This is a genomic window from Streptomyces sp. NPDC002742 (assembly GCF_042888885.1).
Lineage (GTDB): Bacteria > Actinomycetota > Actinomycetes > Streptomycetales > Streptomycetaceae > Streptomyces.
This window is the reverse complement of record NZ_JBIAQF010000003.1, coordinates 138,607-158,977: the sequence shown is the minus strand read 5'-3', so window position 1 is coordinate 158,977 and position 20,371 is coordinate 138,607. Positions and strand designations below refer to the sequence as shown.

The window sequence follows — 20,371 nt, the reverse complement described above, 5'->3', positions numbered from 1 at the left end:
GGCTCATCGTATCGATTCCCGGTACGGGCCCCGGAGTGTGATCTCGCATTCCGGACGCTTTTTGACCGTTGGGTGAGATCAGTAGCTTTCTACGACCTTGACCTCCTCCTCCGTGACCTCGCCCTCCACGATCCGGTACGAGCGGAACTGGAAGGGGCCGGCGTCGTCGGTGTCCGCCGTGGAGACGAGGACGTAGTGCGCGCCGGGCTCGTTCGCGTAGGCGAGGTCGGTGCGGGAGGGGTAGGCCTCGGTCGCGGTGTGCGAGTGGTAGATGACGACGGGCTCCTCGTCGCGGTCGTCCATCTCGCGGTAGAGCTTGAGCAGATCGCCGGAGTCGAACTCGTAGAACGTGGGCGAGCGGGCCGCGTTGAGCATCGGGATGAAGCGCTCGGGGCGGTCGGTGCCCGCGGGTCCCGCGACGACGCCGCACGCCTCGTCGGGGTGGTCCTGGCGCGCGTGCGCGACGATCTGGTCGAACAGGGCCTCGGTGATGGTCAGCATGCTGGTCAGGATAGACAGAAGGGCCGTCCCGTACCGAGGCGTGGTACGGGACGGCCCGTATGCCGGACGTCCTGAGCGGTGGCCGGGGCGGCCGGACGTCCGCGGGGCGGTCAGCCGATCGTCTCGAGTTCCGGCTCACGGCGTTCGGTGGCCTGCGGGTTGCGTGCCTTGAGGACCGCCCAGCCGATGGCCAGGGCGGCGGCCCAGACGGCCATCACGTACAGGCAGATGCGGGACTCGGAGTCGTAGGCGATGAGGCCGGTGACGAAGAGGAGGAACACGACGGCGACCCAGCTGCACTTCGCGCCGCCCGGGGCGGGGAAGGACGAGGCCGGCAGCCGGCCGGCGTCGACCGCGCGGCGGTACAGGATGTGGCTGGCCAGGATCATCAGCCAGGTCCAGATGCCGGCCGCGGTGGCCACCGAGGTGACGTATCCGAAGGCCTTCTCGGGGACGACGTAGTTGAGGATCACGCCGATGCCCATGAAGAGCACGGAGACGGTGATGCCGAGGGCGGGCGTCTTGGTGGACGACAGCTTGCTGAAGACCCTCGGGGCCTCGCCGCTGTCGGCGAGGTTCCGCAGCATGCGGCCCGTGGAGTACATGCCCGAGTTGCAGGAGGACAGGGCGGCGGTGAGGACCACGAAGTTGACGATGCCCGCGCCGGCCGGGATGCCGATCTTCGCGAAGGCCTCGACGAAGGGGCTCACTTTGGGTGCGAACTCCGTCCACTTCACGACGCAGAGGATGACGGTGAGGGCGCCGACGTAGAAGAGGGCGATGCGCCACGGGAGGGTGTTGATGGCCTTCGGGAGCGTCTTCTCGGGGTCCTCGGACTCGCCCGCGGTGACGCCGACGAGCTCGACGGCGAGGTAGGCGAACATGACGCCCTGGAGGGTCATCAGGGACGAGCCGATGCCGTTGGGGAAGAAGCCGTCGAACTGCCAGAGGTTGCTGACGGAGGCGGTGTCACCGGCGGAGCTGAAGCCGAAGGTGAGGACACCGATGCCGATGACGATCATGCCGATCAGCGCGGTGACCTTGACCATCGAGAACCAGAACTCGATCTCGCCGAAGAGCTTCACCGAGATCAGGTTCGCCACGAACAGGACGACGAGGAACACGAGTGCCGTCACCCATTGGTGGATGCCGGGGAACCAGTAGTGGACGTAGATCGCGGCGGCCGTGAGTTCGGCCATGCCGGTGACCACCCACATCAGCCAGTACGTCCAGCCGGTGAAGTAGCCGAAGAACGGACCGAGGAACTCGCGGGAGTACTCGGCGAAGGAGCCCGATACCGGGCGGTAGAGCAGGAGCTCGCCGAGCGCCCGCATGATGAAGAAGATGATCACGCCCGCGAGGGCGTACATCACGATGAGGCTGGGGCCGGCCTTGGCGATGTTCGCCCCGGCTCCCAGGAAGAGGCCGACGCCGATGGCGCCGCCGATCGCGATCATCTGGACCTGGCGGCTGCCGAGCCCGCGCTCGTACCCCTCTTCGGGGGCGTCGCCCACGGCCTCACTGCCGTCGTACTGCTTGTCGACCTGCGATGAGGTCATGTTGGTGCGCCTTTCTCCATACCGGTCCGAGCCGGTCACTCGGCTTCGAATCGGCTTCCGATCCCCCCGGACAGGTGGAGCTTGTGCCTGGCCGGCGGTCCGCCGGCTCGGTGGCGCACCCGGCGGGACATGGGTGGTGTCCTGCCGGGCGGTCGTGAAGATCTATCACGGCGGCGGCGTTGATCGGTTGAGGGTGATGTTGCGCAGACCACAGAAAGAACCGGACAAAACATCGAACCGCGCCCCATAGGGCGCGGTTGCGGTGACGTGATCGTTATCCGGATTTGAGCGTCCGCTGAGCGAACGCGAGAGGTGTCGTGTCGTGACAGTTCAGGGCATAAGGGTTTCGACCAGGGTCTCCTGGAGGCCGCCGAGCCAGAGGTACGCCATCACCATCGGCTTGCGCGGGTCCTCGTCGGGGAGCCGGTAGAGGAGGTCGGTGTCCTCCTCGTCGACGACGTCGAGCCGCGAACCGATGGCCAGGCGCAGGTCGTTCAGTGCGCGCAGCCACTGCTCGGACTGCGCGGTGGTCAGTTCGAGGACGGCTCCGCCGTCGCCGCCGGGCGTCAGTCCGTCCAGCGAGCGGATCACCGTGAGGGCGTTCTCGCGCTTGCCCGCGCGCAGGTCGTTCTCGGTGAAGCGGCGGAACTCGGCGGAGTGGGCGTGCTGCTCCTCGGCCTGCTCGGGCGAGCCGGCCTCGACGCCGGGGCCGCTGTAGGCGTCGGGAAACAGGCGCCTCAGCACCGGGTCGCTCGGCGGCTCACTGGGGCCTTCCGCGAACAGCTCCGCGAGCGGGTCGGCGGAGGCGTCCTCCGCGGGGCCGGGACCGATGAGCTCCAGGAGCTGGACGGCGAGGGAGCGGATGATGGAGATCTCGACCTCGTCGAGCGCGACGGCCGCGCCGCCGCCGGGGAGCGGTTCGAAGTGTCCAGGCATGGAGTGAGTTCGCTACTTCCGGTCCTGCGGGCGGTCGGTTGACAGGGGGCCGGCTACTTCCGGTCCTGCTGAAGGGTGGCCCACAGACCGTAGCCGTGCATCGCCTGCACGTCGCGCTCCATCTCCTCGCGCGTGCCGCTGGAGACGACGGCCCGGCCCTTGTGGTGGACGTCCATCATCAGCTTGGTGGCCTTGTCCTTGGAGTAGCCGAAGTACGTCTGGAAGACATACGTCACATAGCTCATGAGGTTGACCGGGTCGTTGTGGACGATCGTGACCCAGGGGACGTCCGGCTCGGGTACGGCGAAGACCTCCTCCGCCGACTCGGTCTTCTCGATCTCTAGAGGTGCAGGAGCCGTCACACGCCCATGCTGCCACCAGAGGGGGTCACCCGCACAAACGCACCCCCGAAACGGAGGCCGGCTCCCCCGGAATCGCAGGGCTCCCCAGAAATCGTCAAAGTGACGAGATGGGGGTACGATCCTGCCATGAACACAGCGGACCTTGGGCTGCCGGAAGAAGCAGGGCGCGATGCGCTTCCGAAGAAGGGCGGTGGTGGGCGACGGGTGGGCGTTCCCTCTACGGCGCTCTTCACCGACCAGTACGAGCTGACGATGCTGCAGGCCGCCCTCGCGGCCGGGACCGCCGAGCGGCGCTCGGTCTTCGAGGTCTTCACCAGGCGGCTGCCCGAGGGGCGGCGCTACGGAGTGGTCGCGGGCACCGGCCGCGTCCTCGACGCCGTCGAGAACTTCCGGTTCGACACCGACGTCCTCCGCTTTCTGCGCGAGCGCGGGATCGTGGACGAGCCGACCCTGGAATGGCTCTCCTCGTACCGCTTCGGCGGGGACATCTGGGGCTACCCCGAGGGCGAGGTGTACTTCCCGGGTTCTCCCCTCCTGCGGGTCGAGGGCAGCTTCGCGGAGTGCGTGCTCCTGGAGACCGTGATCCTCTCGATCCTCAACCACGACTCCGCCATCGCCGCGGCCGCCTCCCGGATGGCCTCCGCCGCGGGCGACCGGCCGCTGATCGAGATGGGCGCACGGCGCACCCACGAGCTGGCCGCGGTGGCCGCCGCGCGGGCCGCGTACATCGGCGGGTTCACCACCACCTCCGACCTGGCCGCCGGTTTCCGCTACGGCATCCCGACCGTGGGCACCTCCGCGCACGCCTTCACCCTCCTGCACGACCACGAGCGGGACGCCTTCCGGGCGCAGGTGGACTCGCTGGGCCGGGGCACCACGCTGCTCGTGGACACCTACGACGTCGCCGAGGCGGTCCGCACGGCCGTCGAGGTCGCCGGACCCGAGCTCGGCGCGGTGCGCATCGACTCCGGAGACCTGCTGCTCGTCGCCCACCGGGTGCGCCAGCAGCTGGACGAGCTGGGCGCGACCGCGACGAAGATCGTCGTGACCTCCGACCTGGACGAGTACGCCATCGCCTCGCTGGCGGCGGCGCCCGTGGACGCGTACGGCGTCGGCACCCAGCTGGTGACGGGATCCGGCCATCCGACGTGCTCGATGGTCTACAAGCTGGTCGCCCGTGCCGAGTCGGCGGACCCGGAGGCGCCACTGGAGCCGGTGGCCAAGAAGTCCACGGGCGGCAAGACGTCCATCGGCGGCCGTAAGTGGGCCGCGCGGCGCCTGGACGAGCAGGGGGTCGCCGAGGCCGAGGTGATCGGTGTCGGGCCGGTGCCCGGCGAGCTGGCCGACCAGCAGCTCCTGGTCCAGCTGGTCAAGGGCGGACAGGTCCTGGCCCGCGAGCCGCTCGACGTCGTACGCGACCGGCACGCGGCGGCCCGCGCCCGGCTGCCGCTGTCGGCGACCCAGCTGTCGCGCGGCGAGCCGGTGCTTCCCACCGCATACGTCTGAGGCGTGCGGGGCGGGCGGTGCGGGAGTGACACCGCGCATGAACCTTCGGTGAGCGGGAATGCAACGGCAGCGGGCCCGCGCGGGCCGCGGAAGCCGAATTGCCCCTCCCGCACAGCCCTCGAAGTCTCTAGGCTCGGAAGTTCAACGGCCGGGCCCGCACCCTTGTCTGCCGCACCCATAGCCGAAGGACACCGCCCATGCGCCGCGCCTTGATCGTCGTAGACGTGCAGAACGACTTCTGCGAGGGGGGCAGCCTCGCGGTGGCCGGGGGCGCCGACGTGGCCGCCGCCGTCACGGAGCTGATCGGGCAGGCCCCCGCCGGCTACCGGCACGTCGTCGCCACCCGCGATGTCCACATCGCCCCCGGGGGCCACTTCGCCGACAACCCGGACTACGTGCACTCGTGGCCCGCGCACTGCGTGGCCGGCACGGAAGGGGTGGGCTTCCACCCGAACTTCGCACCGGCTGTCGCCTCCGGCGCGATCGACGCCGTCTTCGACAAGGGCGCCTACGCGGCGGCGTACAGCGGCTTCGAGGGTGCCGACGAGAACGGGATGGCGCTGGGCGACTGGCTGCGCGCCCACGGGATCGGCGAGGTGGACGTGGTCGGCATCGCGACCGACCACTGTGTCCGGGCGACCGCCCTGGACGCCGCGCGCCAGGGCTTTCGCACGACGGTCCTGCTCGACCTGACGGCCGGAGTGGCGGAGGAGACGACGGAGCGCGCGCTGGAGGAGCTGCGCGCCGCCGGTGTCGAGCTCACGGGCAAGCCCGTGGTGTAGCCGGACCGCGACACCGGGTCACACCTGCCCCAGCGGGCACTCCCGTGGCGTCACGGCTGCGGTGCCGGGCGTCTGAGCAGCGTCCTGATCGGGTGCCACAGCTCCTGGGGGAGCTCGGGGGCACCGCAGCCGGTGACGCCGCTGGTGACACCGGCTTCGGGGGCCGTGCGCCATATGAGCCCGTCGGGGTGGTGCAGGACCGCGGTGATCTCGTCGGGGGTGGGCGGGGCCGCGTTGCCCCGGAGGTAGACGGCGCGCAGGCCCAGGTTCCGCAGCCTGGTCAGGGCGCGGGCCCGGTTCTGGGCGACGACCAGGAACCGCAGGCAGCCGTAGCCGGAACCCGCCGGACTGGGCAGGTTCAGCGCCACTACGACGCTGCCGTTCGGCAGTCTGCAGAAACCTCCTGCGGCCATGCGGTCACACCCCCGTGTGAGTCGGTGTCGATGTCGGTGTCAATAAGCCGGGCACAGGACGCACCTAAACACGATCGGCGGCAACCCGCCAGGGGTTGCCGCCGATACGTCTTTGACCTGCGGAAATGCTGGTTACTTCACCGCGGGGCCGACCTTGAGGGAGATCGTGGAGCCGTCCTTGGCCTCCTTGACGATCTCGATCTTGGTGTTGGTGTCAGTGATCTTGACGCCGCCGGTCGGGTTCCGGTTGTCGTAGTAGTCGCTGGTGTGGTCGTTGAAGACCGACACCCCCTTCGACGACGGGATCTTCGTGGCGACGTCCGCGCTGTGCAGCGTGAGGCCGTCCGTGCGGTACAGGCTGAACGGGGAGTCGTAGGCCTGGATGCGGTTGCGCATCAGCGTGCCGTTGTCCCACCACAGGGCCTTCGGGTGCGAGTCGACCGGAAGCGCGAGGCCGACACCCGGGTGCTGGCTGGTGTTGTTGTCCGCCTGCGAGGTGTCCCACTTCCAGATCAACAGGCCGTTCTGGTAGGCGTAGTGCTCCACCCAGTCCGGACGGGTCGTCGAGAAGCCGAAGTTGTACGGGCCGACCTTGAGGGTCTTGTCGTACGAGACGTACTGGCGGTTCTCCGCGAGGTAGTACTGCGCGTAGTCCTTGGTGAACGAGGCGCCGATGCGGGAGAAGCCGCTCGCGGTCCAAGCGGCGTCTGCCGTCTCGGCGTTGTCCGAGAAGAGCGCGGTGCCGTCCGCGGTGACGCCGATCTCGTCGGCCGCGAAGCCCTTCAACGCCACGCCGCCGTCGCTCTGGTAGCGGAAGCGGACGTCGATCTTCTTGCCCGCGTAGGCGTCGAGCGGGTACGCCAGTTTCTTGTACGCGTCGACCGTGCCGGTGAGGGCGGGCTTGTCGCTGCCGTCACGCGGGATGGCGGCGCCGTCCACCGTGCCGTCCAGGGCGGTCCAGTTGGCGCCGCCGTCGGTCGAGACCTCGGTGTAGAGGTAGTCGTAGCCCGCCTCGATGTCGTACCAGCCGTCGAGGGTCAGCGTCGCCGACGACTTGCCCGTGAGGTCCACGGACCGGGTCAGCGTGTTCTTCAGGTTGTCGCCGCTGCCGCTCCACCACTGGGCCGAGCCCTGCGCGGGGTTGACGACCGTGGTCGTGACCGCCTTGTCCGGCAGGCTCACGACGAGCGCCTGCTTGTTCCAGGTGTTGTACTCGGCGACGCCCAGCTTGTGCGTGGACTGCTTGCCGGCCTTGGCCGTGTCGTAGTTCAGCCAGCCGAGCTGGAGCTTGTCCCAGGCGTTGAAGTCGCCGGGGAGGTCGCCGATGGAGTCCTTGCCGGTGCCGAGCCAGGAACCCGAGGACATCAGGGTCCAGAAGCCGGTGGAGTTGTCGCCGCCGGCGGTGTCGTAGTGGTCCGGCAGACCGAGGTCGTGGCCGTACTCGTGGGCGAAGACGCCGAGTCCGCCGTTCTCCGGCTGGATGGTGTAGTCGCCGACCCAGATGCCGGTGTCGCCGATCTGGGCGCCGCCGAGCCTGTTGTCGGCCGGACCCGTGGCGCCCGCGTCGGTGCCGAACGCGTACCAGCGGTGGGCCCAGATCGCGTCCTTGCCCTGGACGCCGCCACCCGCGGACTCGTCCTCACCGGCGTGCACGATCTGGAAGTGGTCGATGTAGCCGTCGGGCTCGTTGAAGTTGCCGTCGCCGTCGTAGTCGTAGCGGTCCCACTGGTCGAACTGGGCCAGGTCCGCCTTGATGGCCGCGTCGGACTTGCCGGCCTCCTTCTGCTGGGCGACCCAGGCGGTGACGCCGTCGCTGACGACGTTCCACACGCTCGGGCAGTTGGTGGAGCCGCAGGCGTCGTTGCCGTAACGGGCCTCGTTGTAGGGGACCTTGACCCAGTCGGCGACCTCGCCGTCCACCGAGTAGCGGCCCGAGGACTGCGTCTCGTAGAACTTCTTCATCGACTCGACGTTCTTGCCGGTGCCGAAGTAGAGGTCCTGGAAGTGCTTCTGGTTGTAATCCGCCTGCCAGGCCGTGCTGTTGTCCTTCTTGCGGTCCGGCTTGGCTATCTGGTTGTGCAGCGGTCCGGCGGTGCCGCCGAACTTCGGGTCCGTCTTGTCGCCGAACTGGACGAGGATCGTGAAGATCTTGTCGGTCTTCTCGCGGCCCAGCTCGACGTACTTGCTGCTGCCCTTCTTGCTCTTCAGCTGGACAACCTGCGAACCGTTGCGGTTCTGCACCTTGGCGTCACCGGATATGACCTGGTTCAGCGCCTCTTGGTGCTGGGCGTTCTGGGTCTTGCTCAGCGGGCCGTCGAGGTCGTGGTCGACCGTGTTCCTGACCGGCTGCGGGTCGTGACGGTTCACGACGGGTGACGCGGCGGCCGAGTCGGCCTGCGCCACTGCGTACGTCGAGAACGTGGCGGTGGCCGCCGCGAGGGCGACGCCCACCGCTGCTGCTCTGAACGTCCATGGTCTGTTGGTCACTTGATGTCCTCCCCCGCGCACGTTCGCGCGGAGGGGGTTCCGGGTCATGGAGGTCCGCGCGCGTCTACGCGATTCAAGTGACGCCATTTGACCGGAGTTACCAAAGAAAAAACAGATCTTGACTTGAACCTGGCAAGTGCATTATGCGGAGCCTACGTTCGCTATCCGGACGCCCCCGAAGCTCCCAACAGGCGCGTCCACACGTCCACTTGATGGACGCGATGACTCCGTGCGCCCCCTGTGCTCCGGCACCGTGGGTAAGGTCACGCTTACCGGACGTTCCACTCGGGCATGCAGGCGAATAGAGTCGATTGGCGGAGCGTCGGAAGCCGGCGGAAAGCCACGTCGACACCGTTGTCTCACCCCGATTCCTATCCGCACCCTCCCCCAACGCGAGAGGCACCCGGGGGGAGAACCCCCATCCGAGGACACGATTGCCATGCCTCGTCCGACCGCCGCACAGCTCGTCTACGGTTCCTGCACCGTGATCTTCTCCACCCTCGCCATGCTGCTGCTGTCACAGACGAGTTCGAGCCTGGGGATCGCGCTGATCGCCCTCTCGGCACTCGCCCTCGGACTGCTGGTGGCCATGACGGTCCCGCTGCCGAAGCCCGCGCCGTCCGCCGCCTCCGCCGTCATCCACGAGCGGATGCCGGCTCGCCGTGAGACCGCGTCCGTCTCCGTCTCCGTCTCCGTCTCCTCCGCGCCCGAGCCGGTGCGCGAGCCCGTGCGCGAACCCGCGGGGCCCTGAAGCGGCGTACGCGAGCCCGCGCGCCCCGGTTCCCCGGCGAACCGCCGGACCGTCGGCGGCCCCGGACGCTCCGACCTCGTACCCGAACGGCGGGCCCGTGGACCACGGGCCCGCCGTTCGCGTGTGCGCCGTCACCGTCGCCGCTCCGGCCCTCGCCGCCGCGGTCCGTGTCGTCCGGCCCTCGTCGTCCGGCCCTCGTCGCCGGGCCGTACGCCCCGGCCACCGTCACCCGGCGTCGACCACCACCGTCTTGGCCGCCTTGTCGTGCAGGCCCTGCTTGTAGGGCTTGTCGAAGAAGCTCCAGCCGCCCGCGATGGCCGTCCAGACGCAGGCGCAGCAGAACGCGAACGGGATCCACAGGACCAGGGCGCGGACCAGGGAGGTCTGCACGGAGGGCGTCGAGCCGTTGTCGAGGTTGGCGACGCGGTGGTTGAACAGCCGCTTGCCGAGGGTCTGGCCCGTCTTGCTGATCATCACGGTGTCGTAGGAGACGTAGCACACGGCGGCCACCACGGACTGCCCGAGCGACTTGCTGAACTCGATCTTGTTCGAGTCCATGTTGTACTCGGTGACCCCGAACGCCCAGGACAGCAGCCACACCACGATGCCCACCAGGATCATGTCCAGGATCCTCGCCAGCACCCGCTTCCCGCTGTCCGCGAGCGGCGGCATCCCGGCGAGCGGATCGCCGCCGTAGGGACCGCCGCCGCCGTAGGGGTCGCCACCCCCGTCGTGGGGGCCGCCGCCCGCACCGTAGGGGCCGCCCTCGAACGGGGGCGGCTGGCTGCCGTAGGGCGGGGTCTGGCCGCCGGACGGAGGAGACGGGTCGTACGGGGAACCCGTCCCCTCGGCGGGCGGGGGCTGCTTCTTGAACGGGTCGTCGTCCGGTGGCCGGCCGGGGCCCGGGGGCGGCGGTTCGCTGCTCATGGCCCGAGTCGACCGCGAACCCCCCGGCTCCGCATCCGGCGAAGGGCCGTCCGGGGGACGGGATTACCGGGCCGGCCCCGCCACGAAGGTGTGCGCGGCCTTGTCGTGCCAGCACTGGTTCCAGGGCTTGTCGAACAGGCACCACAGGACGCCGACGAAACCGACGAGCAGCAGGCACGGCACGCTGAGGACGAGCCAGCGGCAAAGGGCCCGTCCGAACGTGGGCGGTTCGTGACCCTCTATGTCGCGCACCTCGATGCCGCACAGCTTCTTGCCCGGCGTGCGGCCCCACTTGGCGGTGGGCAGGACGTCGTAGAGGACGCCGAAGAGGAGCAGTACGGCGAGGACCGCGCCGAGGCAGGACGCGGTCGTGCCGTCGAGGAGCCAGACGGTGACCTGCTCGCCCGACAGCCTGGCCGCGTCGATCTTCTCGTTGACGTGGTCGACCGCCCTGGTGCCCAGCGGCACGGCGGCCGCCGCGGTGACACCGGCGAGGACGGCGGTGTCCACCAGCCTGGCGGCCAGCCGTCTGCCGAGCCCGGCCGGCCGGGCCGCCGACTGCCGGCGGGCGGCAGCCTGGAACACGTCGTCGACCGGCGGTTTCCACTGCGGGACCCGCTGTCCCTCCTCCGCCGGGTCACCCGCGAGCTGGTGCACCTGCTGGGCCCAGGAGGGCTGGCCGCCGCCGGCCCCGGAGCCCATGGGGGCGGAGCCGCCCGGCTGTTGGGGAACGGTGGAGGAGGGAGCGGCCTGGGCGGCGGACGCCCTGGCGGCGGCCTGCGCGGCGGCGTTCGCGGCGCTCTGCGCGGCCTGAGCGGCCGCGTCATGGGCGGCCTGCCCGGCTCCCAAGCCGCCTCCGGCCGACGCGCCGGACACACCGGACGCGGTCGACGGGCCGGACGCGGCGGGTGCGGCGGACCCGCCGGGCGAGGCCGCCGCGTCCGTGCCCCCGCCGCGCGCCCCGCTCTGCTGTTCCGTACGCGGGGAGGGCGCACGAAAAGTCCTGTCGCCATCGGAGCGGGCGGGGTCCTGCGCACCGGGAGTGGCGGTGGAGCGTCCGGCCCCGGACAGCCCGGTGCCGGCGGCGGCCCCGGTCCCGGGCTCGTCCCAGCCGTCGGATCGGCTCGAACTCACTTCACCCGTACGGCTGATACCGCCCGCCCCGCCGGTGTCTTCAGCGCCCTCCGGCCCCGTGGGCGCCACCGACCCAGTGGGGCGGCGGAAGACCACGGGGCCCGCGGACGCCGGGGGCCAGAGGGCGCCACCGGGGTCGGCGGGCGGAATCGTCGTCGTGCCGTCCGTGCGCGCCGACTCCCCGTCGGGCTGGGTCACCGCTTCGGCGGACCCCGCCGCACGCGGGACGTGTGGGTCGGGTCCCTGCGGCGCGCCCCAGGACACCTTGCGGTCCTGGTCGCCGCCGAAGCCGGACTGCTGGGAGCGGTCGGCGCCCCATGCGGCGGCGGGCTCGGGCCGGCTGCCGTGCTGGGACTCGGCGCGGGTGGCGCGGCGGGGCTGCGGGTCCTCGTCGAAGAAGTGCGGACCCGTCTCCTCCGCGGCGGGAGTGCTTCCCTGCCCGCGCGAAGCGGAGGACTCGGGGGATTGCGCCGGAGCGGGCACGTGCGCGGGACGCACGCCGGGCGGCGGGGCGAGCGCCTCGCCGCCCGACGGTGCCGGACGGCTCGTGCCCGGTACCCAGGCGGCACCGTTCCAGTACCGGACATATCCAGGAATGGAGGGGTCCGGGTAATACCCTTCGCGGGGCCTGTCGTCACCGGGGGCCGGGGTTGGGGCGCTCATGTCCGTCGTCCCGTATCTGCTCGGGGGTCGTTTTGGGGGTCCACATCTACCAGACCCGCGCACGCGTCACGGCCCGTCCCGCCGTACCCACTCCTTTCGGGCAAGGTTCCGCCGCGTCTTGAGAGCGGACGTCCGAGGCTGTGCGCGGTGTGCCCGGACAAGGGCCGAGGCAGGGCCGGACAGGACCCGAAAGAGTTCTCCGAACCCGCGTAATGGTTCCGCCGCCGGGCGCTCTCCACTCGTACGGGCTCCCGCCGGCGGGAGCCCGTACGACGAAAGGAAGCGCATCGACATGCACACCGTGGTGGAACGCGAGCTGGAGCTTCATCTCGTCCTGTCGCCCGAGCGCAGCATCCCTGTGCCGGCGCGCCTCAGTTACCGCTCCGACGACCCGTACGCCGTCCGCGTCACCTTCCACATCGGCTCCGACCATCCCATCAACTGGACGTTCGCCCGTGAACTGCTCGTCGAGGGGGTGTTCCGGCCGTGCGGCCACGGCGACGTGCGGGTGTGGCCGACGAAGGTCGGCGGCCGGGGTGTCGTCCTGATGGCGCTGAGTTCGCCGGACGGCGACGCGCTGCTCGAAGCGCCCGCCGCGCAGATCTCGGCCTGGCTGGAGCGCACGCTCAGGGCGGTCCCCCCGGGCTCCGAGGCCGGGCAGCTCGGCATCGACGCCGGCCTGGCCGAGCTGCTCGCGCCGTCCCCGAGGCTCTCGGCCTCGCTCGACCAGGGGGGAACCCCGTCGCCCGACGACCTGTGGCTGCGCGACCCGTGGCCGTCGGACGAGTCCACGGACGGTGAGCAGCCCTGACGTCGGTCCACGGACGGTGAGCAGCCCAGACGTCGGTCCACGGGCGGTGATCAGCCCTGACTGAGGTCGGCACACGGAGAGCGGCCCTGATGGGTGGGCCCACGGTGGGCAGCCGGGCCGGGACGACGGGACGGCGAGCGGCCCTGACGCGCCGGCGCCCGGTGAACGGCCCCGGGGCTCAGAACAGTTTGCCCGGGTTCAGGAGGCCCAGCGGGTCGAACGCCGTCTTGATCGCCCGCTGCATCTCCACGCCCACCGGGCCGATCTCCCGGGCCAGCCACTCCTTCTTCAGCACGCCCACGCCGTGCTCGCCGGTGATCGTGCCGCCGAGTTCCAGACCGAGGGCCATGATCTCGTCGAAGGACTCGCGGGCGCGCCGGGACTCGTCGGGGTCGGTGGCGTCGAAGCACACGGTGGGGTGCGTGTTGCCGTCGCCCGCGTGCGCGCAGACGCCGATGGTCAGGGCGTACTTCTCGGCGACGCGCTCGATGCCGTCGAGCATGTCGCCGAGCCGGGAGCGCGGCACGCACACGTCGTCGATCATCGTGGTGCCCTTGACCGCTTCGAGCGCGGTGAGCGACAACCGCCTTGCCTGGAGGAGAAGTTCGGATTCGGCCGCGTCCTCGGCGGGGACCACCTGTGTCGCGCCGGCGGCCTCGCAGAGGGCGCCCACCAGGGCGAGGTCGGCGGCCGGGTCGTGGGTGTCGAAGGCGGCGAGCAGGAGCGCCTCGGTGGTCTCCGGGAGGCCCATGTGGGCGAGGTCGTTGACGGCCTTGACGGTCGTACGGTCCATCAGTTCGAGGAGGGAGGGCACATGGCCGCCCTCCATGATCCGGCAGACGGCGTCGCACGCGGCCCGCGCCGACCCGAACTCGGCGGCCAGGACGAGCTGTTGGGGAGGCTGCGGCTTCAGCGCCAGGATCGCCCGTACGACGATGCCGAGCGAGCCCTCGGAGCCCACGAAGAGGCGGGTGAGGTCGTATCCGGCGACGCCCTTGGCGGTGCGGCGTCCGGTGGACATCAGCCGCCCGTCGGCGAGGACGACGTCGAGGCCGAGGACGTACTCGGCCGTCACCCCGTACTTCACGCAGCACAGGCCGCCGGAAGCCGTGCCGATGTTGCCGCCGATCGTGCACGTCTCCCAGCTGGAGGGGTCCGGCGGGTAGTACAGGCCGTGTTCGCCCACGGCCCGGGAGAGCGCGGCGTTGACGACACCGGGTTCGACGACGGCGATGCGGTCGACCGGGTTGATCTCCAGGATGCGGTCCATCCTCACCAGGGACAGCACCACGCATCCGTCGGTGGCGTTGGCCGCTCCGGAAAGGCCGGTGCGGGCGCCCTGCGGGACGACCGGGACGCGCAGTTCGGTCGCGACGCGCATGACGTGCTGGACCTGCTCGACGGTACGCGGCAGGACGACCACGGAGGGTGTGCCCGCCTCGCAGAAGCTCGCCATGTCGTTGGCGTAGGAGGCCGTGACGTCCGGGTCGGTGAGGACGGCCTCGGCCGGCAGACCGCTCAGCAGACGGTCCAGAAGGCTGCCGGTCGCTTCGTCGCGCGGGGCTTCGATACGGCTCATGATCACAGCGTCGCACCCGGGGCCATCGGTGTGAACCCCATCCGCGCGAGGCTTCGCGTGCCGGGGCGCGGTCTTCGTATTGACGCACAGTGAGCCGCATGGAGATCGAAGAGCGACAGCCGGGGCCCGCCGGGTCCGGGCACGCGGTGCCCTCCGGCGCGCGGCCCGAGGAGCCCGTCGGCGCGCAGTCCCCCGAGTCCTCCGGTCCGCGACGCTCCCCGCGCGCCCGGCGCGCGCTGATCGGCGCGGTCGCCGGCTGTGTGGTGCTCGGCGGTGTGCTGGTGCTGCTGCCCTCGCTGGACCGGGGCGGGGCGCCTCGGCCCGCCCCGGGTCCGGTGGCGCGGGCGGTGAGCGCGGTGGGAGCCGGGGTGCCCGCGGCGCTGCCCGATCTCGCCGCGCTCATCGACGACCGCGAGGCCCGGGTGCGGGCCCGGCCGCGCGACGACGTGTCGTGGGCGGTGCTCGGCGTCGCGTACACGGAGCAGGCACGGCGGACGGCGGCGGCCGTGTACTACCCGAGGGCCGAGAAGGCGCTGCGCACCTCGCTGAGCGTACGGCCGAAGGACAACCCGGCGGCGCTGGTCGGGCTGGCCGCTCTCGCCGACGTTCGGGGCGACTTCCGGACCGCGAAGGAGTGGGGCGAGGCCGCGGTGAAGCTGGCGCCGAAGCGGTGGACGACGTATCCGACGCTCATCGACGCGTACACCGGGCTCGGTGACCACAAGGCCGTGGACAGGGCCCTCGACAGGCTGCTCGCCCTGCGTTCCGGACCGGCGGCGCGGGCGGTGGCGGCGCGCGTGTACCGGGACCGCGGCCGGCGCGAGGACGCGGCGGCGGCGGTCTCGGACGCGGCGGCGGGGGCCGCGACCCCCTCCGAGCAGGCGGCCTTCCTCCAGCAGGCCGGAGACCTCGCGTGGGAACGCGGTGACCGCCAGGAGTCCCTGGACCACTACCGGGCCGCGGTGAACACCGACGCCGACGCTTACGACGCGCTGGCCGGGCAGGGGCGCGCACTGGCGGCGCTGGGGCGCACTTCGGAGGCGCTGCGGGCGTATCGGGTAGCGCTCGCCAAGCGGCCCGCGCCGCGTTACGCGCTGGAGCTGGGCGAGCTGTACGAGAAGCTGCGGCTCGGCGGGGCCGCACGCGTGCAGTACGACCTGCTGCGCGAGCTGGTGCGGCAGGAGAGCGCCTCGGGGGTGGACGACGCGCTGGTCCTCGGGCTCTTCGAGGCGGACCACGGCGATCCTCAGTCGGCGGTACGGGCGTTGCGCGCCGAGTGGCAGCGGCAGCCCGGCATCGCGGTGGCGGACGCGCTGGGCTGGGCGCTGCACCGCGCCGGGGACGACAGGGAGGCGCTCGACTTCGCGGTGCGGGCCACGGACCCGGAGCACGGGGGCGGTGTGCGCAGTGCGTCGTACGCCTGTCACCGGGGGCTGATCGAGCGTGATCTGGGGATGTCCGGTCCGGCCCGCAGGCATCTCGCCGAGGCGCTGCGGATCAATCCGTACTTCTCGCAGCCGCTGGTGCCCGAGGCTCAGCAGGCCCTGGCGGCGCTGGGCGAGCCGCCGGCCGGGGGCCCGCCGGAGGACTCCGGGGAGAACTCGGGGGAGAACTCGGGGGAGCTTGACGGGTCGGATCCGTCGCAACCGTCCGATCAGCCACAGCAGTCCCGGCAGCCCCAGCAGTCCGAGGGATCCGGCGGCTCCCCCGGTCCGGCGGTCCCACCGGTCACCCTGCCGGGGCCGACCCCGGCAGGGTGACCGCGGGAACAGAGGTGTCCGGTGCAGGCCGCTCGGCGCACACCGGACACGTGAGAATCAACTAGCCCTCATGGACGGCCCGTTCCACGGGTTCAGAGGTTGCCGCGCTTCTCCTGCTCGCGCTCGATCGCCTCGAAGAGGGCCTTGAAGTTGCCCTTGCCGAAGCCCATCGAGCCGTGCCGCTCGATCATCTCGAAGAAGACGGTCGGACGGTCCTGGACCGGCTTGGTGAAGATCTGGAGCAGATAGCCGTCCTCGTCGCGGTCGACGAGGATCTTCAGCTCGCGCAGGGTGTCGACGGGGACGCGGGTGTCGCCGGCCCACTCGCCGAGCGTGTCGTAGTAGGAGTCGGGGGTGTCGAGGAACTGGACACCGGCCGCGCGCATGGCCCGCACGGTCGCGACGATGTCGTTCGTGTTCAGCGCGATGTGCTGGACACCCGCGCCGCCGTAGAACTCCAGGTACTCGTCGATCTGGGACTTCTTCTTGGCGATGGCGGGCTCGTTGATCGGGAACTTGACCTTGAGCGTGCCGTCGGCGACGACCTTCGACATCAGCGCGCTGTACTCGGTCGCGATGTCGTCGCCCACGAACTCCTTCATGTTCGTGAAGCCCATGACCTTGTTGTAGAAGCCGACCCACTCGTTCATCCGGCCGAGCTCGACGTTGCCGACGCAGTGGTCGATGGCCTGGAAGGTGCGCTTGGCGGGCGGCTCGACGATCGGGGCGGCGGCCACGTACCCGGGCAGGTAGGGGCCGTCGTAGCCGGACCGCTCGATGAGCGTGTGGCGGGTCTGGCCGTAGGTGGCGATGGCGGCGAGGACGACCGTGCCGTTCTCGTCCTTCATCTCGTACGGCTCGGCGATCGAACGGGCGCCGTGCTCGACGGCGTAGGCGTACGCGGCGCGCGCGTCCGGGACCTCGATGGCGAGGTCGACGACGCCGTCGCCGTGCTCCGCCACGTGCTCGGCCAGGAACTCGCCCCAGGGCGTCGTCGGCCTGATCACCGAGGTGAGGACGAAGCGCGCCGAGCCGTTCTCGAGGACGTACGACGCCGTCTCGCGACTGCCGTTCTCCGGTCCGGAGTACGCGACGAGCCGCATGCCGAAGGCCGTGGAGTAGTAGTGCGCGGCCTGCTTGGCGTTGCCGACGGCGAAGACGACCGCGTCCATTCCCTTGACCGGGAAGGGGTCGGCCTGCCGGGCGGTGTCGGGAGTGTGGTGTGTGGTCTGCGTCATGGCCGCAGACTCCCTCCGTTCCGCAAGGTGCGCAATAGTTCGCCTGTCGGCTGAACAATGTGTGCAGCGAGAGACCCGGACCGTCGGGCTTTCTGTACATGATGACCATCTCGGAGGCCCGCATGGCGATCGATCATCTGGACGGGCGGCTGCTCGTGCTGCTGGCGAAGGAACCGCGTATCGGGGTTCTGGAGATGTCGCGGCGGCTCGGGGTCGCGCGGGGAACGGCGCAGGCCCGGCTGGACCGCCTTCAGTCGAACGGAGTCATCCGGGGCTTCGGTCCCCAGGTCGACCCCGCCGCGCTCGGTTATCCGGTCACGGCGTTCGCGACGCTCCAGATCCGGCAGGGCCAAGGCGCGGACGTACGCGCCCACTTGGCGACCGTGCCCGAGGTGCTTGAGCTGCACACGACCACCGGCGGCGGGGACATGCTGTGCCGTCTCGTGGCCCGCTCGAACGCCGATCTCCAGCGGGTGATCGACCGGGTCGTCGGTTTTGACGGCATCGTCCGGGCGTCCACGGCGATCGTCATGGAGAACCCGGTTCCGCTGCGGATCATCCCGCTCGTGGAACAGGCGGCGGCCGAGCACAGAACCGAGGAGCGGGGTGGCGTGGCGTGAACTTCCGGGAGTACCTGGGCGGCCGCCACGAACAGCTGCTCACGGACGCCTGTCAACACGCCGGCGCGGTGTTCCGGTGCGTGGTCGTGGCGACCCTGGACTGGATGACGCAGGAGGGGTTCGTCATGCGGGACTGACCCGGCGGGTCCGGTCCGTGCGGCGGGCCCGTGCGGCGGGCGCGTGCGGCGCGTCGGATCCGGTCCGTGCGGCGGGCGCGTGCGACACGGCGGGCCCGTGCGACGGGGCCGGTCCGTGCGATCACATCGCCGCCCGCTAGCAGCTCGGAACCGAGCCCTTGTCCTTCTCCAGGTCCACCAGGGCGTTCACCGCGCCCTGAAGGGTGGTCACCGGGATCAGCCGGAGCCCCTTGGGCAGCTCCGACTTCGCGTCCGAGCACTCCGCCTTCGGAACCAGGAACACCGTCGCGCCGTCGCGGCGGGCAGCCTGGGTCTTGAGGGAGACGCCGCCGACCGCACCGACCTTGCCGACCGCGTCGATCGTCCCGGTACCCGCGATGACACGGCCGCCAGTGAGGTCGCCGCCGCTGCCGTCGCCGTCCAGCTTGTCGACGATGCCGAGCGAGAAGAGCAGTCCCGCGCTCGGTCCGCCGACATCGGCGAGCTTGAGGGTGACCTTCACGTCGCCCTTCTCGTGCAGGTACCCGAGGGCCGCCTCGGTGGCGGTGTCCTGGGACTGTTTCATCTCGTTCGCGTTGTGCTGCTCGATCTCCTTGACGCTGCCGCCGCCCGGGTAGACCGAGTCGCGGGGCATCACGGCCCTGTCCGTGGCGAACCAGCCGCTGAGCACGTCGCCGAGGGAGACGCTCGCGTCCGGGCCGGTGGCCTCGATCGTCGTCATCCGGAGCTGACCGCTGGTCGTCCGGGTGGGCGCGCCGGTGATCGTGATCACCTGGGCGCCCTTGTTCTCGCCGAGGACGTTCGCCGTCAGACCGGGCTGCGCCAGGGAGAACGGCAGCGGCGCGAACGCCGCCGTGGCGAGCAGAGCCACGACGGGGAGGGCGCAGACGGCGACGGCCTTGGGGCGCGTGAGGCGAGAGAGCACGGGTTCAATCTAACGTCACCGCCCGGCGAGACCCCCGTACAGGTCCCGTGGGACGGCCAGGGGACCGGGACCCAAGGCCGGGGCCCGAGGCCGGGACCGGGAGCCGGAGCCGGCCTTGGGTCCCGGGAGCCGGAGCCGGGGCCGGGACCCAAGGCCGGGACCGGGAGCCGGGACCGGGAGCCGAGGCCGGGCCCGGGACCGCAGGCGGGAGGTGCGGGACCGGGGGCGGCAGGTGCGGGACCGGGACCCGAGGCCGGGACCCGGAGCCGGGGCCGGGGGCAGCACAGGGACTTCGCGGCCGGAGGCCAGAGGCATCCGGCCGGCAGCGACGGGCGGGGTCAGCGCAAGGCGTCTGCGACCTCGCGGGCCGCGTCGACGACGCGCGGCCCCACCCGCTCCGGTACGGCGTCCGCCAGCATGACCACACCCACGCTGCCCTCGACCCCCGTAACCCCGATCAGCGGCGCCGCGGCCCCGCTCGCGCCGGCCTCCAACTCCCCGTGGGTGAGCGTGTATCCGGGCCCTCCCGCCGGCGCCTGCCGGGCGGCGAGGATCGCGCGGCCCGCGGCTCCCCGGTCAAGGGCGTGCCGGAAACCGGCGCGGTAGGCCACGTGGTAGTCCGTCCAGGTGGGCTCGACGACGGCGACGGCGAGCGCCTCCGTCCCGTCGACCAGCGTCAGATGAGCGGTCGCCCCGATGTCCTCGGCCAGCGCTCGCAGTGCGGGCAGCGCCGCCTCCCGTACCAGCGGATGCACCTGACGGCCCAGGCGCAGCACCCCGAGCCCGACCCGGGCACGGCCGCCCAGATCACGGCGTACGAGAGCGTGCTGCTCCAGCGTGGCGAGCAACCGGTACACCACGGTCCGGTTGACGCCCAGTTTGTTCGAAAGCTCGGTGACGGTCAGCCCGTGATCCGTGTCGGCGAGCAACTTGAGGACGCGCAGTCCCCGGTCGAGCGTCTGAGAGGTCTCCGCGGTCACGACGCCCACTCCTTAGTGGTGAGGTCGACGGCCCCCGCACGGCGGGTTGCGGCACCGAGTCCCGTCGGCGACGCGCTTCAGAGGCCGCCGGTCGGCCGGCGACCGGGCTGTTCCCGGGCGCGGTCGCTTCACGGCTGCGCTCCGCGGCGGCGCTGCCACGGGGCGTGTGCGTAGCGGGACAGTAGCGAGCCGGTCCGCTCAGCGGAAGTCTCCGTCCAGAATCCGGGCATCCGCTGGTACGGACTGATTCCGTATGTCCCAGAACGTGGGGCGCGCGCACCAGGCGTACACCGCCCACGT

Annotated in this window: 19 protein-coding genes; 7 read left to right on the top strand and 12 right to left on the bottom strand. The window is 71.1% G+C overall.

Annotation, left to right across the window (positions count from 1 at the left end):
• Positions 1–78 precede the first annotated feature (78 nt).
• From ACFYW8_RS05975 to clpS, 4 genes are all read right to left on the bottom strand, one after another.
• The gene (locus ACFYW8_RS05975; protein WP_328451999.1) at positions 79–501 is read right to left on the bottom strand and encodes a M67 family metallopeptidase; all 423 of its coding nucleotides are present in this window, start codon (positions 499–501) and stop codon (positions 79–81) included.
• Positions 502–611: 110 nt separating this feature from the next.
• Positions 612–2,060, bottom strand: a complete 1,449-nt coding sequence (locus ACFYW8_RS05970; RefSeq protein ID WP_389068411.1) for an amino acid permease — start codon at positions 2,058–2,060, stop codon at positions 612–614.
• A gap of 330 nt (positions 2,061–2,390) precedes the next feature.
• A complete protein-coding gene (locus ACFYW8_RS05965; RefSeq protein WP_389068409.1) occupies positions 2,391–2,996 on the bottom strand; it encodes a DUF2017 domain-containing protein in 606 nt (201 codons plus the stop codon).
• Between the two features lie 53 nt (positions 2,997–3,049).
• Positions 3,050–3,358, bottom strand: a complete 309-nt coding sequence (gene clpS, locus ACFYW8_RS05960; RefSeq protein ID WP_355848856.1) for an ATP-dependent Clp protease adapter ClpS — start codon at positions 3,356–3,358, stop codon at positions 3,050–3,052.
• A 126-nt stretch (positions 3,359–3,484) separates the two neighbouring features.
• Between clpS and ACFYW8_RS05955 the strand changes: the two genes are divergently transcribed.
• Positions 3,485–4,864, top strand: a complete 1,380-nt coding sequence (locus tag ACFYW8_RS05955) for a nicotinate phosphoribosyltransferase (RefSeq protein WP_389068406.1) — start codon at positions 3,485–3,487, stop codon at positions 4,862–4,864.
• 197 nt (positions 4,865–5,061) lie between these two features.
• A complete protein-coding gene (locus tag ACFYW8_RS05950) occupies positions 5,062–5,646 on the top strand; it encodes an isochorismatase family protein (protein ID WP_389068404.1) in 585 nt (194 codons plus the stop codon).
• 50 nt (positions 5,647–5,696) lie between these two features.
• Here ACFYW8_RS05950 and ACFYW8_RS05945 read toward each other — a convergent pair whose 3' ends face one another.
• Both ACFYW8_RS05945 and ACFYW8_RS05940 read right to left on the bottom strand, forming a co-directional pair.
• The gene (locus tag ACFYW8_RS05945; RefSeq protein ID WP_365870196.1) at positions 5,697–6,059 is read right to left on the bottom strand and encodes a hypothetical protein; all 363 of its coding nucleotides are present in this window, start codon (positions 6,057–6,059) and stop codon (positions 5,697–5,699) included.
• A 132-nt stretch (positions 6,060–6,191) separates the two neighbouring features.
• Entirely contained in the window at positions 6,192–8,546 is a 2,355-nt protein-coding gene (locus ACFYW8_RS05940) for an immune inhibitor A domain-containing protein (protein WP_389068400.1), read from the bottom strand.
• A 439-nt stretch (positions 8,547–8,985) separates the two neighbouring features.
• Between ACFYW8_RS05940 and ACFYW8_RS05935 the strand changes: the two genes are divergently transcribed.
• Positions 8,986–9,297 (top strand): hypothetical protein, encoded by a 312-nt coding sequence (locus ACFYW8_RS05935; protein WP_389068397.1) that lies wholly within the window; start codon positions 8,986–8,988, stop codon positions 9,295–9,297.
• Positions 9,298–9,522: 225 nt separating this feature from the next.
• Here the strand turns inward: ACFYW8_RS05935 and ACFYW8_RS05930 are convergent, their stop codons facing one another.
• Both ACFYW8_RS05930 and ACFYW8_RS05925 read right to left on the bottom strand, forming a co-directional pair.
• Positions 9,523–10,224: an RDD family protein gene (locus ACFYW8_RS05930; protein ID WP_365870199.1), complete on the bottom strand. Its 702-nt coding sequence runs from the start codon at positions 10,222–10,224 to the stop codon at positions 9,523–9,525.
• 63 nt (positions 10,225–10,287) lie between these two features.
• Positions 10,288–12,021 carry an RDD family protein gene (locus ACFYW8_RS05925; protein ID WP_389068394.1) on the bottom strand — a complete coding sequence of 578 codons (1,734 nt, stop codon included), beginning with the start codon at positions 12,019–12,021 and terminating at the stop codon, positions 10,288–10,290.
• Between the two features lie 292 nt (positions 12,022–12,313).
• On the opposite strand from ACFYW8_RS05925, the gene ACFYW8_RS05920 reads away from it, so the two are divergent.
• Positions 12,314–12,832: an SsgA family sporulation/cell division regulator gene (locus ACFYW8_RS05920; RefSeq protein WP_365870201.1), complete on the top strand. Its 519-nt coding sequence runs from the start codon at positions 12,314–12,316 to the stop codon at positions 12,830–12,832.
• 178 nt (positions 12,833–13,010) lie between these two features.
• Here ACFYW8_RS05920 and ACFYW8_RS05915 read toward each other — a convergent pair whose 3' ends face one another.
• Complete coding sequence (locus ACFYW8_RS05915) at positions 13,011–14,417, bottom strand: FAD-linked oxidase C-terminal domain-containing protein (RefSeq protein ID WP_365870202.1); 1,407 nt, start codon at positions 14,415–14,417, stop codon at positions 13,011–13,013.
• Between the two features lie 92 nt (positions 14,418–14,509).
• On the opposite strand from ACFYW8_RS05915, the gene ACFYW8_RS05910 reads away from it, so the two are divergent.
• Positions 14,510–16,171: a hypothetical protein gene (locus ACFYW8_RS05910; protein WP_389068388.1), complete on the top strand. Its 1,662-nt coding sequence runs from the start codon at positions 14,510–14,512 to the stop codon at positions 16,169–16,171.
• A gap of 92 nt (positions 16,172–16,263) precedes the next feature.
• Here ACFYW8_RS05910 and hppD read toward each other — a convergent pair whose 3' ends face one another.
• Positions 16,264–17,409: a 4-hydroxyphenylpyruvate dioxygenase gene (hppD, locus tag ACFYW8_RS05905; protein WP_365870204.1), complete on the bottom strand. Its 1,146-nt coding sequence runs from the start codon at positions 17,407–17,409 to the stop codon at positions 16,264–16,266.
• A gap of 122 nt (positions 17,410–17,531) precedes the next feature.
• Here hppD and ACFYW8_RS05900 point away from each other — a divergent pair, with 122 nt between their 5' ends.
• Together ACFYW8_RS05900 and ACFYW8_RS05895 are read left to right on the top strand one after the other, a co-directional pair.
• A complete protein-coding gene (locus ACFYW8_RS05900; RefSeq protein WP_389068383.1) occupies positions 17,532–18,029 on the top strand; it encodes an Lrp/AsnC family transcriptional regulator in 498 nt (165 codons plus the stop codon).
• Positions 18,026–18,166 (top strand): hypothetical protein, encoded by a 141-nt coding sequence (locus tag ACFYW8_RS05895; RefSeq protein WP_389068380.1) that lies wholly within the window; start codon positions 18,026–18,028, stop codon positions 18,164–18,166. Before ACFYW8_RS05900 ends, ACFYW8_RS05895 begins: the two co-directional genes overlap by 4 nt.
• Before the next feature lie 136 nt (positions 18,167–18,302).
• On the opposite strand, the gene ACFYW8_RS05890 is transcribed toward ACFYW8_RS05895, so the two are convergent.
• Together ACFYW8_RS05890 and ACFYW8_RS05885 are read right to left on the bottom strand one after the other, a co-directional pair.
• Positions 18,303–19,091, bottom strand: a complete 789-nt coding sequence (locus tag ACFYW8_RS05890) for a S16 family serine protease (RefSeq protein ID WP_389068378.1) — start codon at positions 19,089–19,091, stop codon at positions 18,303–18,305.
• A gap of 338 nt (positions 19,092–19,429) precedes the next feature.
• On the bottom strand, positions 19,430–20,071 hold the full coding sequence (locus tag ACFYW8_RS05885) for an IclR family transcriptional regulator (protein WP_389068374.1): 642 nt from the start codon (positions 20,069–20,071) through the stop codon (positions 19,430–19,432).
• Positions 20,072–20,371: the final 300 nt, after the last annotated feature.

Coding starts and splice junctions, on each gene's coding strand:
- ACFYW8_RS05970 (WP_389068411.1), bottom strand. CDS start 2,060: ATGACCTCATCGCAGGTCGACAAGCAGTACGACGGCAGTGAGGCCGTG.
- ACFYW8_RS05925 (WP_389068394.1), bottom strand. CDS start 12,021: ATGAGCGCCCCAACCCCGGCCCCCGGTGACGACAGGCCCCGCGAAGGG.
- ACFYW8_RS05920 (WP_365870201.1), top strand. CDS start 12,314: ATGCACACCGTGGTGGAACGCGAGCTGGAGCTTCATCTCGTCCTGTCG.
- ACFYW8_RS05900 (WP_389068383.1), top strand. CDS start 17,532: ATGGCGATCGATCATCTGGACGGGCGGCTGCTCGTGCTGCTGGCGAAG.
- ACFYW8_RS05950 (WP_389068404.1), top strand. CDS start 5,062: ATGCGCCGCGCCTTGATCGTCGTAGACGTGCAGAACGACTTCTGCGAG.
- hppD (WP_365870204.1), bottom strand. CDS start 17,409: ATGACGCAGACCACACACCACACTCCCGACACCGCCCGGCAGGCCGAC.
- ACFYW8_RS05910 (WP_389068388.1), top strand. CDS start 14,510: ATGGAGATCGAAGAGCGACAGCCGGGGCCCGCCGGGTCCGGGCACGCG.
- ACFYW8_RS05955 (WP_389068406.1), top strand. CDS start 3,485: ATGAACACAGCGGACCTTGGGCTGCCGGAAGAAGCAGGGCGCGATGCG.
- ACFYW8_RS05945 (WP_365870196.1), bottom strand. CDS start 6,059: ATGGCCGCAGGAGGTTTCTGCAGACTGCCGAACGGCAGCGTCGTAGTG.
- ACFYW8_RS05965 (WP_389068409.1), bottom strand. CDS start 2,996: ATGCCTGGACACTTCGAACCGCTCCCCGGCGGCGGCGCGGCCGTCGCG.
- ACFYW8_RS05975 (WP_328451999.1), bottom strand. CDS start 501: ATGCTGACCATCACCGAGGCCCTGTTCGACCAGATCGTCGCGCACGCG.
- ACFYW8_RS05935 (WP_389068397.1), top strand. CDS start 8,986: ATGCCTCGTCCGACCGCCGCACAGCTCGTCTACGGTTCCTGCACCGTG.
- ACFYW8_RS05930 (WP_365870199.1), bottom strand. CDS start 10,224: ATGAGCAGCGAACCGCCGCCCCCGGGCCCCGGCCGGCCACCGGACGAC.